The sequence below is a fragment of the Lactobacillus xylocopicola genome, from assembly GCF_033096005.1.
Taxonomy (GTDB): domain Bacteria; phylum Bacillota; class Bacilli; order Lactobacillales; family Lactobacillaceae; genus Lactobacillus; species Lactobacillus xylocopicola.
On the sequence record NZ_AP026803.1, the window covers coordinates 1,223,687 to 1,244,869 of the forward strand.

Below are 21,183 nucleotides of genomic sequence, written 5' to 3' on the forward strand. Positions count from 1 at the left end.
ATCTTCTTAAAGCTGCGTGCGGCTATCTGTTTCAATCTGGCCTATGCGTGATACAACAGCTTGAGGACGACTGCGGCACCTCGTTTACCAATATGATCAGACATTACCAGTTTGCCGAATTCATAGTGACGTAAGTCAACGCCCACAAAGTCATTAGCATTGCGGAAGCGTCTGGTGTCGTCCAGTTCACCTAAAAGACTTAGTGCCGTTACCAGCGAAATGCCAGGAATGCTATCTAGAATAAGGTCGTTGTGGTGCGGCAATTGGTTTGCCAGGAAGCCATCTTAACAATTACTTGCTTGCGCTGGACATCAAGTCTAAGCAGGAGGTCGGCATAGTAAGCTGCCTCTTCAATTTCATAGGCCGTATTGGCAACAGTGAGGGCTGAGAGTACTGCTAAACTATGCAAGCGTTTTAGCGGTCTTGGTTGGTGTCCTACACATACCACCGCTGCTATTGCTTGCTGTCCGGTCTGCTGGACCAGGCTAGGGTGCGATACAGCGACGATCCGTGCTGACTGCTGTTAAATTGGCGAGGTGGCGCGAACCGGTAAGCATCGTGTTGGTCAATCTTACCTAAATAATTTGGTCATCAAAGCCCAAAGTTGTCTTAACTTCGAGGTTCACATCATTTCAGTAAACTAATTAAATTGCATGTTCAGTTAAATACATCTAAAAGGGGCAGCACTGCGCTATTAGTGTTTCTTGTGAAATGTTATCTGATGAATTTTCCCATTTTTGGGCAGCAAAAATCCCACCCTCAGGAAAACGTAAATTTTATTCATTTGCGTTGTTCATTTAAGTGGGATTTTTTAAAGTGATTTCTTACCTAAACCATCTTATAATTTTAATAATGGTTTTACTTTTACCCAATCAAGGTTATTGGTAAACCATTAGATACATATTTTAGGACAATTTAGTAATATTTTCACTATCAACGTAATTTCCATCAGAAATTGCAATCATTTGACGACCATTTACTGTTTTACTTTCACCAGCAGTAACCTTAGAGCCTGCCTTTAAGACACTATCTCCGATGCGCTTCCCCTCACTATCATATACGTATGAGTCTTGTGTAATCTCCGCATTGGAAGTCACACCCTTAGCAAGTTCATTATTGGCTTCAATTGAGACTTTGCCAAAGTTCTTGGCTTTAACATAGCGATTACTACTAATAATGTAATATGACTTACCTTTAATTTTGACTGGATCACCGTATGTACCAACTTCTGACATCTTCTTAAGTATCTTCTTACCAACGCGTTTACCCTTATTATTGTAGACAAATGCATTGTGTAACAGGAGACGTCTTTGTTGCGTAGTGTTATTAACAGCGATGTATAAATCATTATCAGTTAGGTAGAACTGGCGTCCATTAATGCTTTCAATTCCGTAAGTTGTAATTGCAGAACCTCTTTTAGCAACTAACAAGTTTGCCCGTTTACCTTCTTTGTTATAGAAGTAGGCGTTGTGGTAAAGCTTCTTTTGAACAGCTTTTCCTTTCTTGGTTTGTACTCCATCAGAACCGTTAGAGCCAGTTGGGCCAGTTGAGCCAGTTGAGCCAGTTGGGCCAGTTGAACCATTGGAGCCAGTTGAGCCAGTTGAGCCAGTTGAGCCAGTTGAGCCAGTTGAGCCAGTTGAGCCAGTTGAGCCAGTTGAACCATTGGAGCCAGTTGAACCATTGGAGCCAGTTGAACCATTGGAGCCAGTTGAACCATTGGAGCCAGTTGAACCATTGGAGCCATTGGAACCGTTAGAACCATTGGAACCGTTAGAACCATTGGAACCGTTGGAACCGTTAGAACTGTTAGAGCCATTGGAACCGTTAGAACTGTTAGAGCCATTGGAACCGTTAGAACCGTTGGAGCCATTGGAACCGTTAGAACTGTTGGAGCCATTGGAACCGTTAGAACTGTTAGAGCCATTAGAGCCATTAGAGCCATTAGAACCGTTGGAGCCATTGGAACCATTGGAACCATTGGAACCATTGGAACCATTATTTGCAGCGACCTTATCAATTGCAGACGTTCCGTTTTCTTTAGCCTGGTTAATTGAATCTATATCCGTGGCCTTATTGACTTCATCTTTAGCTGCTGCAGCCGCTGCGTCAATCGCATCTTTATCTTTTTGCTTTTCAGCATCAGTCTTGCTCTGGTCTTTATCAACCTTGTCTTTAGCTGCTTGAGCCGCTTGATCTATCGCCGCATTCGCACTAGCTTTTTGTTCTTCAAGCGACTTGCCTGGAACATACTGGGCAGTAATTGCCTTAATCCCGGCATCCTCTAAGTCGCTGACAGCCTGAGCATTCTTTGCACGATCAATTGCATTTTGAGTCTTTCCTAATTCAAGATCGACTTTACTAATCTGCGCTACTTTTTCATTAGCTGATAATGTTACATCATTATTAATGGCAGCCTTAATTGTGTTTGCTTCTTTTACCAATTCATCTTTAGCTGCTTGTTTTTGCGCAGTTAAATCGTTTGGAACATGTTGTGAATGAATTGCAAGTATGCCGTCGCTATATTCCTTCTGTACGGCTTCAACGTTTGCCGCTTGAGCAATTTTATCTACAGCTTTTTGTTTCTGTACATCTACCGCTTGAAGCTGCTTAGTCTTAGTTGCTTGATCTAAGGAATCATCATTGTTAATAGCTTCCTTCACAATATCTGCTTCATCGCTAACTAATTGCTTAGCTCGCTCTTTTTGCGCATCTAACGTTATTGAGTTGGTAACATATTGTGCATCAATATTCGTAATACCCTTAGCAAGTGAGTCACTAATTGCCTGAGCGTTTGTAGCATTTTGGATGTTAGTCTTAGCAGTTGCTACTGCGCTATCCACAGCTGCACTTTGAGCTGCTTTTACAATATCATCCAGTGATGCGTCATTATTTATATTGTTTTTAACTTTAGTAGCTTCTTCATCAATTGCTGCATTTGCTTTCGTCTTTTGACTATCCAAACTGCTGCCTGGTACATGTTGAGCATCAATATCAGCAATTCCACTAGTTAACGCAAGCTTAATTGCCTGAGCAGAAGTTGCTTGTTCGATTGCTACCTTGCCTTTCAGTGCAGCAGTATCAACATTGGCCTTTTGAGCTGCCTTAGTTGTATCATCCAAGGTCTCATCGCTATCAATGTCAGCCTTAATCTTTTTGATTTCAGCTTCAATCTTAGCTTGAGCATCCGCCTGCTGATCACTTATCGAACTACTTGGAACATAATCACCAGCAAGCTTCGCAATTCCAGCAGCTTGAGCATCCTTAATAGCTTGAGCGTTAACTGCTTGGGCTATCTGGGTCTTAGCTGTAGCAACATCTTGATCAACGTTAGCTTTTTGAGCTGCCTTCGCCTCATCGTCTAAGCCCTTGTCTGCATCAATCTTTGCTTTGACTTTTGCTGCTTCGGCATCAATTTCTTTTTGTGCAGCTGTTTTTTGATCAGACATCGAAGTGCTACTTGCTACATAATCGCTATCAATCTTGCTTATACCAGCAGTCATTGCCGTTTTGATATCTTGTGCATTAAGTGATTGTGTAATTCTATCCTTAGCTGCAATAGCATCTCTATCAACATTAGCTTTCTGCTCAATCTTAGTCACATCATCTAAATTCTGGTCGGCATCAATTTGTGCCTTGACTTTAGTAGCTTCTTCGTCAATTGCTGTTTGAGCATTCTTCTTTTGCTCTGACAATGATAATCCATTCGTTACATAATCACCAACAATTGTATTGATACTTGTATCAGTAATATCCTTAACACTTTGAGCATTAGTTGCTTGAGCTATCTGCGTCTTAGCTGTAGTAGCATCCAAATCGACTTTTGCTTTTTGTTTAGTCTTCGCTTCATTGTCTAGAGTTGGATCAGCATCGATTTGGGCCTTAACTTTAGCCGCTTTGTCTGCGACTGTTGTTTGAGCCTTAATTTTTTGACTCTCCAAGCTACCAATTGCATCGGAAACATGTTGAGCATCAATGGCAGTTATTCCATCGTAACGCTTAACTTTAACAGCTTGAGCATCAGTTGCATTGTCAATGGCTGCCTTGCCCTTAACTACTTCATTGTCAACATTAGCCTTTTGCTTCGTCTTAGTTGCATCATCTAGACTATCATCAGCATCAATTTCAGCTTTAATTCTAGTAGCTTCATTATCAAGGGCTGCTTTTGCTGCATCCTTTTGATTTGCCAATGTCACAATTGCATGATCAGCATTGATCTTAGCAATTCCAGCATCTTTAGCTTCTTTAACTCCTTGAGCATTTACAGCCCGGTCAATTGAAGCCTTAGCAGCTACTGCATCCCGGTCGACAGCACCTTTTTGCTTATATTTAGTGGCATCATCTAACGCGTCGTCAGCATCAATTTCGGCTTTTACTCTGGCTGCTTCATCATCGATTTCCAGTTTCGCATTTTTCTTTTGATCAGCTAGTGGAACATTATTTGGAACATGATCGGCATCAATCTTAGCAATACCAGCATTCTTAGCATCTTTAATATCTGTGACGTTGGTAGCCTGATCAATCTTGTTCTTAGCATCAGTGGCATCTTTGTCGACATTGGCTTTTTGCTTAGCCTTAGCAACGTCATCTAAGCTGTCGTCAGCATCGATTTCACCCTTAATCTTAGTAGCTTCATCGTCAATCGCCTTTTGAGCATTCTTCTTCTGGTCTGGCAGCGAGATACTACTTGGGATGTGATCACTATCAATCTTGGCAATTCCTGCTGCTGTAGCGTCTTTTACACCTTGAGCATTAAGCGCCTGGTCAATCTTGTTCTTAGCATCAGCGGCATCACGATCCACATTAGCTTTTTGAGCTGCTTTTTCAGCGCTCTCTAAAGTAGGATCGGCATCAATTTCACCCTTGATCTTAGCTGCTTCGGCATCAATTGAAGCTTGCGCGTTCTTCTTCTGTTCTGGCAGAGAAACACTTCCTGGAATGTGATCGGCATCAATCTTGGCAATTCCTGCTGCTGTAGCGTCCTTGACACCTTGAGCATCAGTTGCCTGGCTAATATTAACTTTTGCAGCAGCCGCGTCAGTATCTACCTGACCCTTTTGTGCTGCCTTAGCAATATCATCTAAGGTTACATCAGCATCGATTTCAGCCTTAACTTTATTGGCTTCAGCGTCAATTGTTGCCTGGGCATTCTTCTTTTGATCTGCTAATGAGGTGCTATTTGGTACATGGTCACTATCAATCTTGGCAATTCCTGCCGCTGTAGCATCCTTGACACCTTGGGCATTAACTGCTTGATCAATCCTGCCTTTGGCAATAACAGCATCGGCATCAACATTTCCTTTTTGAACTGCCTTGGTTGCGGTATCGAGCGTTGGATCCGCATCGATTTCGCCCTTGATCTTAGCGGCTTCGGCATCAATTGAAGCTTTCGCACTAGTCTTCTGGTCTGGCAGTGAAGTGCTATTTGGAATGTGGTCACCATCAATCTTGATAATCCCGGCTTCCTTAGCATCCTTTACGCCTTGCGCATTGGTTGCTTGATCAATATTGTTCTTGGCAACTGCTGCATCCTTATCAACTTGTCCCTTTTGAGCAGTTTTGGCAGTGTCGTCGAGCGTTGGATCCGCATCAATTTCAGCCTTAATCTTAGTAGCTTCATCATCAATTGCCTTTTGGGCATTTTTCTTTTGATCAGGTAATGACATACTGCCCGGCACATGATCGCTATCAATCTTAACGATACCAGCGTTTGTAGCATCTTTAATACTCTGCGCATCATTTGCTTGACTAATATTAGCCTTGGCAGCGGCAGCATCGACATCAACATTATTCTTTTGAATAGTCTTAGCTGCATTATCTAAAGTTGAATCATTATCAATTTCAGCCTTAATCTTTGCAGCTTCTGCATCAATGGCTGCTTGGGCATTGGTCTTTTGATCTGGCAAGGAAATACTGTTTGGAATGTGATCGCCATCAATCTTAATAATGCCCGCATCTCTTGCGTCATTTATGCCTTGTGCATCAGTTGCTTGACTAATGTTTGTCTTAGCTGCGGCAGCATCCTTATCTACCTGAGCCTTTTGAGCTGACTTAGCTGCATTATCAAGAGTTGGATCAACATCAATTTCATTCTTAATTTTAGCAGCTTCTTGGTCAATAATCGCCTGCGCTTTGGCCTTTTGACTTGCCAAACTACCATTTTGACCTGGTACATATTGAGCATCAATAGCTATTATCCCGTTATCGACTGCTACCTTAATCTCTTGTGCACTCGTTGCGTTATCAATATTTGTCTTAGCTTTCTTAGCTTCAGCATCAACATTAGCCTTCTGCTTAGCCTTCGTTTCATTGTCTAAGGTTTTATCGGCATCAATTTGTCCCTTAACCTTGGTTGCTTCATCATCAATTGCGGCTTTCGCATTAGTCTTTTGATCCGGCAGAGAAATGCTATTTGGAATGTGATCGCCATCAATCTTGATGATTCCGGCATCCTTGGCATCCTTCACACTCTGTGCATCTACAGCTTGATCGATATTAGTCTTAGCAGTTGCGGCGTCTTTATCAACATTACCCTTTTGTACAGTCTTAGCTGCTGTATCTAAAGTTGGATCCGCATCAATCTCGCCCTTGATCTTGGCTGCTTCCTGGTCAATGGCTGCTTTAGCAGAATTCTTTTGATCAGGTAAGGACACACTGTTTGGAATGTGGTCACCATCAATCTTGATGATTCCGGCATCCTTGGCATCCTTCACGCCTTGTGCATCAGTTGCTTGACTAATATTATTCTTAGCAATCGTGGCATCAGTATCAACTTGACCCTTTTGCTTATTCTTAGCGGCTGTATCTAAAGTCTCATCGGCATCAATCTCACCCTTGATCTTAGCTGCTTCGGCATCAATCGCTGCTTGCGCATTCTTCTTTTGATCTGGCAGGGAAACACTGCCTGGAATGTGGTCGCCATCAATCTTGACAATACCGGCATCTCTTGCATTATTTACGCCTTGTGCATCACTAGCTTTATTGATGTTTGCTTTAGCAATCGTGGCATCAGTATCAACTTGACCCTTTTGCTTATTCTTAGCGGCTGTATCTAAAGTTGGATCCGCGTCAATCTCACCCTTGATCTTAGCAGCTTCGGCATCAATGGCTGCTTGCGCATTGGCCTTTTGATCTGGCAAAGAAACACTACCTGGAATGTGGTCGCCATCAATCTTGATGATCCCCGCTTCCTTGGCATCCTTCACACCTTGGGCATTAGTTGCTTGAGTAATGTTTGCTTTAGCAGCGGCTGCATCCGTATCAACATTAGCTTTTTGCTTAGTCTTAGTTGCATTGTCTAGAGTTGGATCGGCATCAATCTCATTCTTGATCTTGGTAGCTTCCGCATCAATGGCTGCTATCGCATTCTTCTTCTGATCTGGTAAGGAAATATTACCCGGAATGTGATCACCGTCAATCTTGATGATCCCAGCTTCTTTGGCTTCCTTCACACCTTGGGCATTAGTTGCCTGACTAATATTAGCCTTAGCAGCAGCAGCATCCGTATCAACATTAGCTTTTTGGGTCTTCTTAGCTGCGTCATCCAGCGTTGGGTCGGCCTCAATCTCATTCTTGATCTTGGTAGCTTCCGCATCAATGGCCGCTTTAGCCGCATCCTTCTGATCTGGCAGGGAAACATTACTAGGAATATGGTCACCATCAATCTTGATGATTCCGGCTTCCTTGGCATCCTTCACGCCTTGGGCATTAGTAGCATTATTTATTGCTGTCTTGGCAGCGGCCGCATCGACATCAACGTTAGTCTTTTGTTTTGCCTTAGTAGAATCATCTAGAGTTGGATCCGCATCGATCTCACCCTTAACCTTGGTGGCTTCCGCATCAATGGCTGCTTTAGCCGCATCCTTTTGATCTGGTAGAGAAACACTACCTGGGATGTGGTCACCATCAATCTTGATAATGCCGGCATTCTTGGCATCATTAACACCTTGGGCGTTGGTTGCCTGACTAATATTATTCTTAGCAATTGCGGCATCTTTATCAACATTGCCCTTTTGAACTACTTTTTCTGCGTTATCAAGCGTTGGATCGGCTTCAATTTCGGCTTTGATTTTGGCAGCTTCCGCATCAATGGCTGCTTGGGCATTGGTCTTCTGATCTGGTAGAGAAATGTTGCCTGGGACGTGATCGCTATCAATCTTAGCGATTCCGGCATCTCTGGCATCATTAACTCCTTGAGCATCAGTTGCCTTGTTAATGTTTGCCTTGGCAATCGTTGCGTCGGTATCAACGTCACCCTTCTGCTTATTCTTAGTAGCCGTGTCTAAGGTCGCATCCGCATCAATTTCGGCCTTGATCTTAGTGGCTTCGGCGTCAATGGCTGCTTGAGCATTGGCCTTTTGCACTGGCAAGGAAACACTACCTGGAATGTGATCACCATCGATCTTAATAATCCCGGCATCCTTGGCATCATTTACCCCTTGAGCATTAGTGGCATTATTAATGTTTACTTTAGCTGCAGCGGCGTCATTATCAACATTAGCCTTTTGCTTGTTTTTAGCAGCTGTGTCTAAGGTCACATCGGCATCGATTTCATTCTTAACCTTAGTGGCTTCCGCATCAATTGCTGCATTTGCCGCCTTCTTTTGGTCTGGCAACGTCATGTTGCCCGAAACGTGGTCACCATCAATCTTGATGATGCCGGCTTCCTTAGCGTCTAGGACAGCTTGGGCATCCTTAGCGGTATTAATCGCTGCCTTCGCATCAGCCGCATCCTTGTCCACGTCACCCTTTTGCTTGGCCTTAGTAGCCGTGTCTAGCGTGACATCCGCATCAATTTCGCCTTTGACCTTAGTGGCTTCCGCATCAATCGCTGCCTTAGCGGCATCCTTTTGATCTGGCAGGGAAACACTACCTGGAATGTGGTCACCATCAATCTTGATGATCCCGGCATCCTTGGCATCCTTCACCCCTTGGGCATTAGTGGCGGCATTAATCGCTGTCTTGGCATCAGCTGCGTCCTTGTCCACGTTGGCCTTTTGCGCTGCCTTTTCTTTACTATTAAGCGTGACATCCGCATCGATATCAGCCTTAATCTTAGTGGCTTCATTCTCGATCGCCGCGATCGCATCAGCCTTCTGCACTGGCAGGGAAACATTGCCTGGAATATGGTCCGCATCAATTGCGATAATCCCCGCTTCCTTGGCATCCTTCACCCCTTGGGCATCCTTGGCATTAGTGATGTTGGTTTTGGCAGCGGCCGCATCTTTATCCACATTAGCCTTTTGTTGGTTCTTAGTGGCCGTGTCTAGCGTTGGATCGGCATCGATTTCACCCTTAACCTTAGTAGCCTCGGCATCAATCGCTGCAATCGCGTCAGTCTTCTGTACTGGCAGGGAGATACTACCTGGAATGTGGTCGCCATCAATCTTGATGATTCCCGCTTCCTTGGCATCGTTAACCCCTTGAGCATTAGTGGCGCTGTTAATGTTTGCTTTGGCAATTGCCGCATCAGTATCAACGTTAGCCTTTTGCTCATTCTTAGTCGCCGTGTCTAAGGTCACATCCGCATCAATCTCGGCCTTAACCTTAGTAGCTTCGGCATCAATCGCCGCAATCGCATTCGTCTTCTGCACTGGCAAGGAAATGCTGCCTGGAACGTGGTCACCATCAATCTTGACGATCCCTTCATCCTTGGCATCGATTACTCCTTGAGCCGTAGTTGCACTGTTGATCTTGTCTTTAGCAGCGGCCGCGTCACGATCGACATCAGCCTTTTGCTTGTTCTTAGTGGCCGTGTCTAAAGTGACATCCGCATCAATCTCGCCCTTGACCTTAGTCGCTTCGGCATCAATCGCCGCAATCGCATTTGTCTTGCGGTCAGGCAGCGAAATGTTACCTGGAACGTGGTCACCATCAATCTTGATGATCCCCGCTTCCTTGGCATTCTTGACTTGTTGAGCGTTAAGGGCATTATTAATTGCCGTCTTCGCATCCGCTGCGTCTTTGTCAACGTCACCCTTTTGTTTCTTCTTGGTGGCGTCATCTAAGGTTGAATCGGCATCGATCTCACCCTTGACCTTGGTGGCTTCGGCATCAATCGCCGCAATCGCTGCCTTCTTTTGGTCAGGCAAGGAAACACTACCTGGAATGTGGTCACCATCAATCTTAATAATCCCGGCTGCCGTTGCGTCTTTAACTGCTTGGATATTAGTGGCACTATTGATGGCTGCCTTGGCATCCGCTGCGTCTTTATCAACGTCTCCCTTTTGTTTTACCTTGGTTTCATCATCCAAAGTTTCATCGGCATCGATTTCACCCTTAATCTTAGTGGCTTCATCATCGATTTGCTTGCTGTAATCTTTCTTTTGTTGATCAAGCGCAATCCCGGCTACGTGGGCGGCGTCAATCGCTGCAATCCCATCTGCCTTAGCCTGATCAACCTGGGCTGGCAATACTGCCTTGTTGATATTATCTTTGGCAGTTGTGGCCGCCTTGTCCACATCACCCTTTTGTTTTGCCTTAGTTGCACTATCAAGCGTTGGATCCGCATCTATCTCGCCCTTAACCTTAGTCGCTTCGGCATCAATGGCCGTATTAGCGGCCTGCTTCTCTACGTCTAAGGGGTGGTATACATAGGTGATTTCATCTGTTCCGTTGGCAAATTCAAAGGCTGAACCTACTGCCACCGTCTGTCCATTCACTATCACATGGTCTAAGGCCCAGTTATTGGCATCTGGCGCTGTTGGCAACTTAATTGTTTGCCCCGTTGCTCCTTGAATTACAAATGGTGAATTAGGAACAACCTGCTTGCCATTAGTATCTACAAAAGTTGGATTAATCGTTTGCGGATTACCCTCAACATAAATCGTTACGGTTGGGTTATTATCGGATACGACCGTCGTCTTTGCCTGATTAGGGGCACTAGCTGCGTAGTGATAACCAGCTGGCACATTGTCTTCAGTATAGTACTTGTTTGTCCAGTCAATCGTGTTGCCATAGTTGGCCGGTGTCACACCACCAGCTGCTTCTGTACCGGTTTGACCTGATAGCGGTGAAGTCAGAATCCGATCTTTATGGTTAACATCAACGTATTGGTAGGTAACGTTCTGCTTAATCCCGTAGACATAAATCTTATAGGTATAAGTTGTACCTTCCATTGGGGTAAGTCCAACCGACGCCTGTCCATATGTGTCACCATTATCGTTATCGTTAGTCGGGTCTCCACCACTTTGAGCATCAGACTTAGCTCCAGAGAAGATTTGATTTCCGAGCGCCCACATGTAGTTCTTAGGCATATTCTTGACAACAATATCACTGGTAATCAGGGGCAGGTATTGACCAATGTAGGCATCTTTATCGAGCGGAACTTCTACTAGTCCACCAACATTCTTACCATTCTGGTCAACGTATTGCACATTAACCTTACCAACTGGAATCGCAATCGTCTGCAATTCACGTGTAGTTGGCGTAACAATGTTGGAAACCGCCGTGGTCCCATTTAAGTCCGTGACCGTGGCTTGGCCATTTCTAACCACCATCCTAGCGAACTTAGCTGTATTGTCTCCCGCAGTACTGTTGGTTTGTGAATTATTTCCTAACCACGTCTTAATGTTGGAGTTGTTTAAGGAAACTGTCCCTGAACCAGAAATAATCCCTGCACCAGTTGCGACTGGGTTACCATTACCATCTTGAATGGCCAGGTGCAACTGCTTGGGTGAAATAAAGGTAACACTGGACGAGTCATTAACCCGAATTACCGAATCGTTATATCTTTGGTTAATATCGAAGGTGGTGCCTGCATTGAATACTGCCTGCTGCGTTCCATAGAGCCGAATTGCATTAGGTTGGGTCGTAACAGGAGCGGACAAGTTGAAGTTTTGTCCAAACTTATACTGCGCAACCGAATTACCACCCTGCGTTCCGTTTAAGAAGTACTGGAAACCAGTCTGCGTCCACTTAACGTTGTCACCAACGGTTACCCCATTAATGTTGTTATACATCGCTGGGTAGTTAGCTGGCGTCCCGTTATAAGTATAGGCGGTGTTAGAAGAGCCATCACCCATGGTGATCTGGTTACCGTAACCAACACTGGCTTGCGGTGCCACATATGACATATAAAATTCAGAGAACCGAATATCGTTACTGGTTCTATTCATAGTCACATGCCCATTGTTGGCAAAGTCAATCATCCCAACGCCACGTGTAACCTCGTTTGAGATGTTAAAGACATTGTTGCCCGAAAAGGTAATCTTAGAACCATTAGCCATTAAAACGTGAATTGGGTTATAACCATTAGACGTACTGCTGGACAAAGTTACATTATCAATGTTTACTTTAAGCCCTGCACCATTTGATGAATATACCAGCGAGCTAGAGTCCCCGTCATTACCCGGGAACCCTTGTTGGAATTTTCCGTTAGTAATCGTCACCGTTGTCAGGTTAGAATATGGCACACCAACATAGGAGAAAGTCTGCCTATTCAAATCAATCGTATGGCCGTTACCATTAACAACTACACTGGCCCCAGCAGCACGGTTGCCAATAGTTCCCCCCGTATAACTGATGTCACTAGTAATATTAATGTAGGTTACACTAGCATCAGTCCAGGCCGCTGCTAAACTATTAAAATCCGCTACATTTACTACCTTTTGTTTATACTTATCCGGATTCGTGATTTGATCAGGGGTGGCAATATTCATCGAAGTTGGGGTTGAACCTGCTGGCTTGTCAACATCCTTGTTAAAGTCATCACGCGCGCTGTCTGGGTCAGCGCCAACCGTTACACCCTTTGAGCTATCATAACCAGCAACTCCGATGTCCCTTGGCTTAGCTTCAAGTTCCGAGTTGGCTTCATTTGAATTATTAGGCTTAGTGGCCGCATCATCTGATAAACTCGTATCCATTACGTCAGTTGGAATTTCAGCTGTGGGAATGTTAACGGAAGTGCTGGCAGGCTTTGAAGCGCTCTTCAACAAGTCAGCGGATCGACTACTCTGCTTTGTGCTAGTAGAACTCTTAGCACTAGCAGCACTTGAACTAGACTTCAAAAATGAATTGAGGCCAGAAAAAGTTGCTAAACTACCTTGAGCAGCAGCTTTCGACTTCTTAGCCTTAAGCTTCTTGGTCTTGGAGCCTGTCTTTTTAGAACGGGCTTTGGCTTTCTTAGCTTTAACTGCCTTAGTTTTGGCAGGCTTGTCTGTTTTTCTGAGCAAACTAGCTCGATCAACACCTGCTTGATAAGTAGCTGTAATATCAGCACTAGCCTTGTCCAATACTGTCTTAATACCAGCTAAATCAGTCGCCGCATTAACTTTAGCTTTAGAGTCATTAAGTAGAGCATCAACCGCTTTTATCTGTTTAGCCTTAGTAGCACTGGTTAAGTTCCGATCTCCATTGATCTTCTGCTTAGTACTAGTAGCCAACGTCTCCAAAGTGTTTAACCCAGTTTGTTTAGCTTCGCTTACTGCTTGGTCGTCAACCTTTTGTTGGACCGACTTATCAACTCCAACTTGATTGTTCTGATTATCAGTATCAGACGTTTTTACTTCTTGGGCACTTACTGAACTAGCCGATTGAGAGAGGGCTGCTCCTCCCCCTAGCATAAAAGTCAAAAGAGAATAGCTAACTAGCCAACCCTTTTTACTTTTGTGCATCTTATAGTTAGTATTTTTTATTTCTTCAATCATTTTAAATCTGTTCAAAACTTTTTCACCCTCTATATTACTTGTATTTAATATACTACTCTGATATTAAAATAATATCATAAACATTACATTCTTTCCATAAAATCTTTACATAATTAATTAGATATAAAACAATAAAATAAATATTATGTTTTTGCAATATAAAACAAACCCTAGTATAGATACAGGATCCATACGCTTTTTTACATCACGTTGCTTTTAATCAGCTAATATAAATAATATTAGTTTTTTAAACTTGGACCAAGAATATTAATTATCTTTGTATTATCCTATCCCCCTTAACGTCTTACATAGTTTTTATGACTGATAAATATCAAATTACCTGTAGTAAATAGCTGATTATTAAAACGCCAAGTGCCAAAACATGTTCTTACAAAAACTTCTCACAGATAACCTTCAAAAAACTTTTTAGAGTCATACTAATCAACTCGCTATTTAACTAAAAATGACAATTAGTCCTACTCAGGTTTCTTTTAGCACTTTTAAGCATACAAAAAACACCAGCTTATTGCTGATGCTTTTGTATTACCTTGCACATAAGTGTAAGACCTTTGGGACATAATCCCAATATAATTAACGCTTACTAAATTGTGAAGCTTTACGAGCCTTCTTCAAACCAGGCTTCTTACGCTCAACCATTCTTGGGTCACGAGTTAAGAATCCAGCCTTCTTCAGTGGACCACGAAAATCTGGATCAATTTCCAACAGGGCACGTGCAATGCCAAGACGAATCGCTCCAGCCTGACCTGCAAAGCCACCACCATTAACATTAACTTTAACATCATACTGATTTTCAGTTTCAGTCAAAGTCAATGGTTGTTTCAAATCCTTAACTAAGTTAGGGAATGGAATGTATTGATCTACATCCTTGCTGTTAACCGTAATTTTTCCACTGCCTGGTACTAAACGGACACGCGCAACCGAATTTTTACGCCGACCAGTACCTGCATATGCAACTTGTTGTGCCATTATTTAACCTCCTAGATCAACTTGTTAATGTCTAAATTTTCGGGTTTTTGTGCTTCATGCTTATGATCAGCATCTGCATAAACATGCATCTTCAAAAATTCTTGGTGACCAAGAGTATTCTTTGGAAGCATTCCCTTAACTGACAATTCAACCAATCTAACTGGGTTGTTAGCAAGTAATTTACCAGCTGGCGTAGCCTTGATTCCGCCAAGAGTACCAGAGTGGTGGTAGTAAATCTTGTCGGTAGCCTTTTTACCAGTTAACTTAACTTTACCAGCGTTAATAACAATCACATTATCACCGGTGTCAACATTTGGGGTGTATTGAGGCTTGTTTTTGCCCCTTAAAATAGTTGCTACTGCGGTAGACAGACGACCCAAAGGCACATCTGTTGCGTCAATAACATACCATTTACGGTTAATTTCATTAGGTTTTGCTAACTGTGTAGTACGCAATTTAATTTCCTCCGTTTATACGTTGCTTGTAACAATAAGATTCCGGGGCTTATCGTGGACAAACATACTTATCTAGGATACGTCGTTTTTGATTGATTGTCAACATTATTCAAGATCTTGACGATATTTTTGGGGGATTTCACCATAAAAAACATGGTATAGAAATAAGCCGCTAGCTTGCGCCGTCTCCCTTACCTGCTCGCGGTCACACGCGGCAATTACCCGGGGAATATCATCTCGCGGGCGCTTCCCATTACCAATTTCAAGCAACATTGCAACCAGAATACGGACCATGTTATACAAAAAGCCTGAGCAAATAAAATCAAAAATCAACTCATTAGCTGTATCGTCTTTTTTTACGTTGACGTAGTACATTGTCCGCACTTTGTTTTTGATCTGACCGCCACTAGCGGTGAAACTGGTAAAGTCATGTGTGCCCACCAGGTCGCGCGCCGCAATCTGCATCTTAACTAGGTCTACTGGGTAAGGATAATGCCCGCTATAAAAACGTTTAAACGGATCAACAAAGTGATCAAGACTTACGCGGTAGCGATACCACTTTCCCTTAGCGTTATAACGCACATGGAAGGATTCATCTACAATCTCACTTTGCCTAAAAGCAATATCTAGTGGCATGATCGAATTAAGCGCAAAAAGCATTCGTTCTGGAGGGATTTTTGCGCCCGGATAATCAAAGTGAATAACCTGCCCCAAAGCATGTACACCAGCATCGGTACGCCCAGATCCTTCGACCAGAACAACTTTCCCCTTAGTCATCTTAGTCAGTGCTGCCTCAATTGTTCCCTGAACCGTTCGTTGTCCTGGCTGGGACTGAAAGCCATGAAAAAGATGACCGTCATACGCAAGGGTCATTTTATATCTTGTCGTCATTAGTGTGTCCTAAAAATAAGTAATAAAGCGATTAAAGCCAAAAAGTAACCCAAGTTGCACAAATCGTAAACAGACCAGTGCAATACACGAAACTTTGTCCTACCCTGGCCACCCTTGTAACCACGTGATTCCATTGCTGTAGAAAGGTCAACTGCAGTTTGTAGTGAGTTGATAAACAGGGGAACCAGAAGCGGTGTGATTGCTTTGGCACGCTTAATTAAACCACCACTATTGAAGTCTGCACCACGTGATCGTTGCGCATTCATGATTTTAAAGGTCTGGTCAAACAAAGTCGGAACAAAGCGCAGAGCGATCGACATCACCAAGGCAATTTGATCAACCGGAACTCTAACCAGCCTTAGCGGTGCCAATAACCACTCAATAGCGTCGGCAATTTCTAACGGCATCGTGGTAACCGTCATAACGGTTGAAATCAAAATAATAACGGTAAAACGAATAAAGATAAAAATTGCATTGGTGATCCCATAACTTGAAATGGCAAAAATCGTCCACTGCCAGTATACTTTTCCGCCGACAGTAAAGAACAGCTGCAAAAAAGAGGTGAAGAGAATTAACCAAATTAAGGGCTTAATCCCATTCCAAAAAACCTTAGGCTTTAACTTAGTAGCGGCCACAGCAAGCAGGCTGAATAGTGTAATAATCACATAGGTCAACGGATTATTAGCCAAAAAAATCAGCAAAATAAAAAAAATCGTTGCCAGTAACTTGCCCCGCGGATCCATCTTGTAGACTAAGGAATTCCCAGCAACATAGCGACCAATTAAAATTTTACTCACAAGTTATCACCCCTTTAGATTTTGTTCAATTCCTTGAACCAATTCTTTAACCGTTAATGGCGGATTAGCAAAGGTAAAACCCGGTAGTTGTCCAGCTAGTAAAGAAGCTTGTGGCTGATTCAAATGATGATTGTGTAACCAAGACTGATCACGGAAAATTTCAACTGGAGTGGCATGCTTAATTAGTTTACCTTGCTCCATCACCAAAACATCTTCTGCATAGTTCGCCACATCGTCCATATTATGGGTAACTAAAATAACCGTATGTCCTTCTTTTTGATAGTCAGCAAACAAGTGCATCATTTGTTTGCGTGCCGCTGGATCCAGTCCGGCAGTTGGTTCATCTAAACAAAGAATACTAGGTTCATAGGCCAAAACTCCAGCAATTGCCACTCGGCGCATCTGCCCGCCAGACAATTCAAACGGTGACCGAGTTGCGATAGCAGCAGGTAACCCAACTCGCTTAAGCCAAATCTGAGCACGCTTTTTGGCCTCTTCGTCATCAAAACCAAAATTTTTAGGACCGAAAGCTATATCATCTAGCACCGTATTTTCAAATAATTGTGCTTCTGGAAATTGAAAGACTAAACTTACCTGCTTGCGTAGCTCCTTTAAGCCTTTATTGGTTGTTTCAGGCGTAATTTTAGTCCCCGCAATTTCAATTTGACCTGTACTCGGTTTAAGCAAGGCATTAAAGTGCTGCATTAGCGTCGACTTACCACTGCCCGTATGGCCAATAATAGCTGTAAAGGAACCATCTTGCAGTTCAAAACTGACATTATCTAGACCCTTTTTCTCAAGTGGAGAATCAGCGGCATAAAGATAACTTACCTGTTCGAATTTAATTGACATAAAAACTTGATCAACTCTTTTTCTGAATTAACAATCGGCGGAATGGGGACGCCAGCAGTTACCAGGGCAGCTTTAACTTGGGTAAAAAACGGAACGTCCAAGCCTAACTCCTTAAGTAATTTGGTTTGAGTAAAGATTTCTGTTGTCCTGCCTTGGGTGATTAGTTGTCCATCATTCATTACTAGTACTTGATCAGCTAAATTAGCTTCGTCAATATCATGCGTAATCGAAATGACGGTAAGGTCATACTCTTCCTTCATCTCTCGAACTATGCCCAAAATCTGATCCCGACCCTCTGGGTCGAGCATTGCAGTAGCCTCATCCAAAACAATTATTTGCGGCCTGATGGCCAGTATTCCCGCAATAGCGACCCGTTGCTTCTGTCCGCCCGAAAGGCTAGCTGGCTCAGCATTGGTATAATCAGTCATGCCCACTGCTGCTATTGCCGCTGGCACCAGCTTAACCATTTCAGACCGTGGTACCCCGCGGTTTTCCAACCCAAAGGCGACGTCATCAGCAACCGTAGCACCAACAAACTGGTTATCGGGATTTTGAAAAACCACGCCAATCTTATCACGGATATTCCAGACAGTATCATCGTTCAGCACAGTGCCATCGATTTCGATCTTTGCTTTGCTTGTCTCATCTGGAACCAGTAAGCCATTAAGTAGCCTAATAATCGTCGACTTGCCACTTCCATTATGTCCGATAATAGAGGTCCAAGAGCCATGTTCAATATCAAAACTAAGATTGTCAATCGCTGGCGTCTTTGCTTCTGGATAGGTAAAACTCACGTTGCGAATTTTTATAATCTGATCTGCCATACTATCACCATCCTAAACAGTCTGACTCAATTGTACCAAAAAAAGGCAAAAAAAATCACCCATGAAGAGGGATAATGAATAATTATCTAAGCTAGACTAAACTTTCGTCATCATCTTAGCGCTTATTCTCACTTTCATGGATAATTCTTAATAGCTATTAAGTTGGGTTATTCGATATTAAACTAATTCAAGAATAACCATTGGAGCTGCATCACCTTTACGGGCATTTGCCAGCTTCATAATTCTAGTGTAACCACCATTACGGTCTTTGTAACGCGGTGCAACATCAATAAAAAGTTTTTGCAATGCAGACTTAACTACAACTGCGTCATCTTCTTCGTGAATATCAGCGATTTCATTGCGTACATAAGCAGCGGCTTTTCTTCTAGCAGCTAAATCTCCACGCTTACCTAAAGTAATCATTCTTTCGGCAGTTTTGCGTACTTCTTTAGCGCGTGTTTCAGTAGTAACAATGCGTTCCTTCATGATCAATTGAGTGGTCATTTCTCTCAGCATTGCTTTTCTGTGCGCACTATCGCGACCTAATTTACGGTATGCCATCAGTTTACCTCCTTTTATTTTTGTTAATCTTCTTGACGAAGTGAAAGTCCCAAGTCAGCTAATTTGTTCTTAACTTCTTCTAATGATTTTCGGCCCAAGTTACGTACCCGCATCATATCAGCTTCAGTCTTATCAGTTAACTCCTGCAAAGTATTAATGCCAGCCCGTTTGAGGCAGTTGTATGAACGAACAGACAAATCAAGCTCTTCAATCGTCATTTCGAGCTTCTTCTCGGCTGTATCGTCTTCTTTTTCAACCATCACATCACTGAACTTGGCATTTGCATCAGCAGTTTCAAACACTTTGAAGTGCTCTACCAAAATTTTAGCAGCAAAACTAAGGGCGTCATTAGGTTTGATTGAACCATCTGTCCAAATCTCTAAAGTGAGTTTGTCAAAGTCGTCTCTTTTACCAACACGAGTTGACTCAACTTGATAATTCACCTTTTTGATCGGTGAAAAAAGTGAATCGACCGGAATAACACCAATCGGCATATCCTCACTCTTGTTGTCACCCGCAGCAACATAACCACGGCCGTTCTTAACCGCAATCTGCATGTGCAAGTGGCCGCCGTCAGCAATAGTACATATATATTGGTCGGGGTTCAAAACCTGAATATCGGCATCTGCTTTAAGGTCATCGGCTGTAACAGTCGCCGGGCCTTCCACATCAACTTCAATCGTCTTTTGTTCATCTGAAAAAGACTTTAATTCAAGCTTTTTCAAGTTTAAGATCATCTTGGCGACGTCTTCTCTCACGCCTGGAACGGTTGAAAATTCGTGCAAAACATCATCAATCTGAACATAGACGAGTCCTGTGCCTGGGATAGATGTAAGTAAAACTCTACGTAATGAATTACCTAAAGTAGTACCAAAGCCTCGTTCAAGTGGTTCAATAACAAATTTACCATAAGACTTTTCTTGGTCTACTACGGTAATATTTGGTTTTTCAAATTCAATCATTACTTGGCCCCTTTCAAAACGTAACGTCCTTCTTTGAGAACAAAATTAAACACGACGACGTTTTGGTGGCCTAGAACCGTTGTGAGGAACTGGAGTAACATCACGAATTGCAGTGATTTCAAGTCCTGTAGCTTGAAGTGCTCTGATTGCAGATTCACGACCAGAACCAGGGCCTTTAACAGAAACTTCAACATGTTTCATGCCTTGATCCATGGCGCTCTTAGCTGCTGCTTCGGCTGCCATTTGGGCTGCAAATGGGGTAGACTTACGACTACCTTTAAAGCCTAATGCACCGGCTGAAGACCAAGCAATTGCATTGCCTTGAACGTCAGTAATCATGATTAAAGTATTATTAAACGTAGAGTGGATGTGCGCAACGCCTTTTTCAACGTGCTTCTTCACACGACGCTTGCGTGCTGTTTTCGGCATCAATAAACCTCCTTATAATTTTTATTTATTTTTTCTTACTACCCTTACGAGTGCGGGCATTATTTTTGGTATTTTGTCCGCGAACTGGGAGTCCACGGCGGTGACGCATACCACGGTATGAGCCAATGTCAATCAACCGTTTAATGTTCATGCTAACTTGACGACGCAAGTCACCTTCAACACGGTATTTATCAACTTCTGTACGCAGCTTCTCTTGATCATCTGGAGTCAAATCTTTTGACCGGATGTCTTCAGAAACACCAGCATCCGCACAAATCTTCTGTGCTGTTGGTTCACCAATACCATAAATATATGTTAATGCAACAACTATTCTTTTATCTCTTGGTAAGTCAACACCAGCAATACGTGCCATAAATTGCACCTCCTATTTATTTTAACCTTGACGCTGCTTGTGCTTTGGATTTGCAGGGCAAATAACCATTACACGACCATGTCTTTTAATAATCTTACAATGTTCACACATTGGTTTAACAGATGGTCTAACCTTCATGTTTCCCTCCGTTATTACTTTATATACCGATAAGTAATTCTACCTTTTGTTAAATCATAAGGAGAAAGTTCAACAGTAACCCGGTCTCCAGGTAAAATACGAATATAGTGCATTCTAATCTTACCGGAAACGTGTGCTAAAATCTCCGCTCCATTTTCCAATTCAACTTTAAACATAGCATTAGGTAAGGTATCAATAACCTTACCCTTTACCTCAATGACATCATCTTTTGCCAAAGTCGTTCCTCCGCCTTTAAACAGTCATACTTTGA

15 protein-coding genes are annotated in these 21,183 nt (G+C 42.9%); all 15 read right to left on the bottom strand.

Annotated features, from left to right (window positions below):
* Positions 1 to 41: 41 nt before the first annotated feature.
* The 15 genes from R8389_RS05945 to infA all read right to left on the bottom strand — a co-directional run bounded on the left by R8389_RS05945 (position 42) and on the right by infA (position 21,148).
* Positions 42 to 263, bottom strand: coding sequence for an IS110 family transposase (locus R8389_RS05945; RefSeq protein WP_317637115.1), 222 nt, complete (start codon positions 261 to 263; stop codon positions 42 to 44).
* Positions 236 to 409, bottom strand: coding sequence for a hypothetical protein (locus tag R8389_RS05950; protein ID WP_317637116.1), 174 nt, complete (start codon positions 407 to 409; stop codon positions 236 to 238). The genes R8389_RS05945 and R8389_RS05950 overlap by 28 nt, the downstream gene beginning before the upstream one ends.
* Positions 410 to 905: 496 nt before the next feature.
* Entirely contained in the window at positions 906 to 13,658 is a 12,753-nt protein-coding gene (locus R8389_RS05955) for a DUF1542 domain-containing protein (RefSeq protein WP_317637117.1), read from the bottom strand.
* A 576-nt stretch (positions 13,659 to 14,234) separates the two neighbouring features.
* Positions 14,235 to 14,630, bottom strand: coding sequence for a 30S ribosomal protein S9 (rpsI, locus tag R8389_RS05960; protein WP_317637118.1), 396 nt, complete (start codon positions 14,628 to 14,630; stop codon positions 14,235 to 14,237).
* An 11-nt stretch (positions 14,631 to 14,641) separates the two neighbouring features.
* Positions 14,642 to 15,085 (bottom strand): 50S ribosomal protein L13, encoded by a 444-nt coding sequence (rplM, locus tag R8389_RS05965; RefSeq protein ID WP_317637119.1) that lies wholly within the window; start codon positions 15,083 to 15,085, stop codon positions 14,642 to 14,644.
* A gap of 105 nt (positions 15,086 to 15,190) precedes the next feature.
* Positions 15,191 to 15,976: a tRNA pseudouridine(38-40) synthase TruA gene (truA, locus tag R8389_RS05970; protein WP_317637120.1), complete on the bottom strand. Its 786-nt coding sequence runs from the start codon at positions 15,974 to 15,976 to the stop codon at positions 15,191 to 15,193.
* The gene (locus R8389_RS05975; protein WP_317637121.1) at positions 15,976 to 16,773 is read right to left on the bottom strand and encodes an energy-coupling factor transporter transmembrane component T family protein; all 798 of its coding nucleotides are present in this window, start codon (positions 16,771 to 16,773) and stop codon (positions 15,976 to 15,978) included. The genes truA and R8389_RS05975 overlap by 1 nt, the downstream gene beginning before the upstream one ends.
* Positions 16,774 to 16,779: 6 nt before the next feature.
* Positions 16,780 to 17,625 (bottom strand): energy-coupling factor transporter ATPase, encoded by an 846-nt coding sequence (locus R8389_RS05980; RefSeq protein ID WP_317637122.1) that lies wholly within the window; start codon positions 17,623 to 17,625, stop codon positions 16,780 to 16,782.
* Positions 17,601 to 18,449 carry an energy-coupling factor transporter ATPase gene (locus R8389_RS05985; RefSeq protein ID WP_317637123.1) on the bottom strand — a complete coding sequence of 283 codons (849 nt, stop codon included), beginning with the start codon at positions 18,447 to 18,449 and terminating at the stop codon, positions 17,601 to 17,603. The genes R8389_RS05980 and R8389_RS05985 overlap by 25 nt, the downstream gene beginning before the upstream one ends.
* A gap of 177 nt (positions 18,450 to 18,626) precedes the next feature.
* Complete coding sequence (gene rplQ / locus R8389_RS05990) at positions 18,627 to 19,010, bottom strand: 50S ribosomal protein L17 (protein WP_317637124.1); 384 nt, start codon at positions 19,008 to 19,010, stop codon at positions 18,627 to 18,629.
* A 23-nt stretch (positions 19,011 to 19,033) separates the two neighbouring features.
* Positions 19,034 to 19,972, bottom strand: coding sequence for a DNA-directed RNA polymerase subunit alpha (locus tag R8389_RS05995; protein WP_317637125.1), 939 nt, complete (start codon positions 19,970 to 19,972; stop codon positions 19,034 to 19,036).
* Positions 19,973 to 20,017: 45 nt separating this feature from the next.
* Positions 20,018 to 20,401, bottom strand: coding sequence for a 30S ribosomal protein S11 (gene rpsK / locus R8389_RS06000; RefSeq protein WP_317637126.1), 384 nt, complete (start codon positions 20,399 to 20,401; stop codon positions 20,018 to 20,020).
* Positions 20,402 to 20,426: 25 nt separating this feature from the next.
* Positions 20,427 to 20,774, bottom strand: a complete 348-nt coding sequence (gene rpsM / locus R8389_RS06005; RefSeq protein WP_317637127.1) for a 30S ribosomal protein S13 — start codon at positions 20,772 to 20,774, stop codon at positions 20,427 to 20,429.
* 21 nt (positions 20,775 to 20,795) lie between these two features.
* Positions 20,796 to 20,912: a 50S ribosomal protein L36 gene (rpmJ, locus tag R8389_RS06010; RefSeq protein WP_046307548.1), complete on the bottom strand. Its 117-nt coding sequence runs from the start codon at positions 20,910 to 20,912 to the stop codon at positions 20,796 to 20,798.
* Between the two features lie 14 nt (positions 20,913 to 20,926).
* Positions 20,927 to 21,148 carry a translation initiation factor IF-1 gene (infA, locus tag R8389_RS06015; RefSeq protein WP_046307550.1) on the bottom strand — a complete coding sequence of 74 codons (222 nt, stop codon included), beginning with the start codon at positions 21,146 to 21,148 and terminating at the stop codon, positions 20,927 to 20,929.
* Positions 21,149 to 21,183 lie beyond the last annotated feature (35 nt).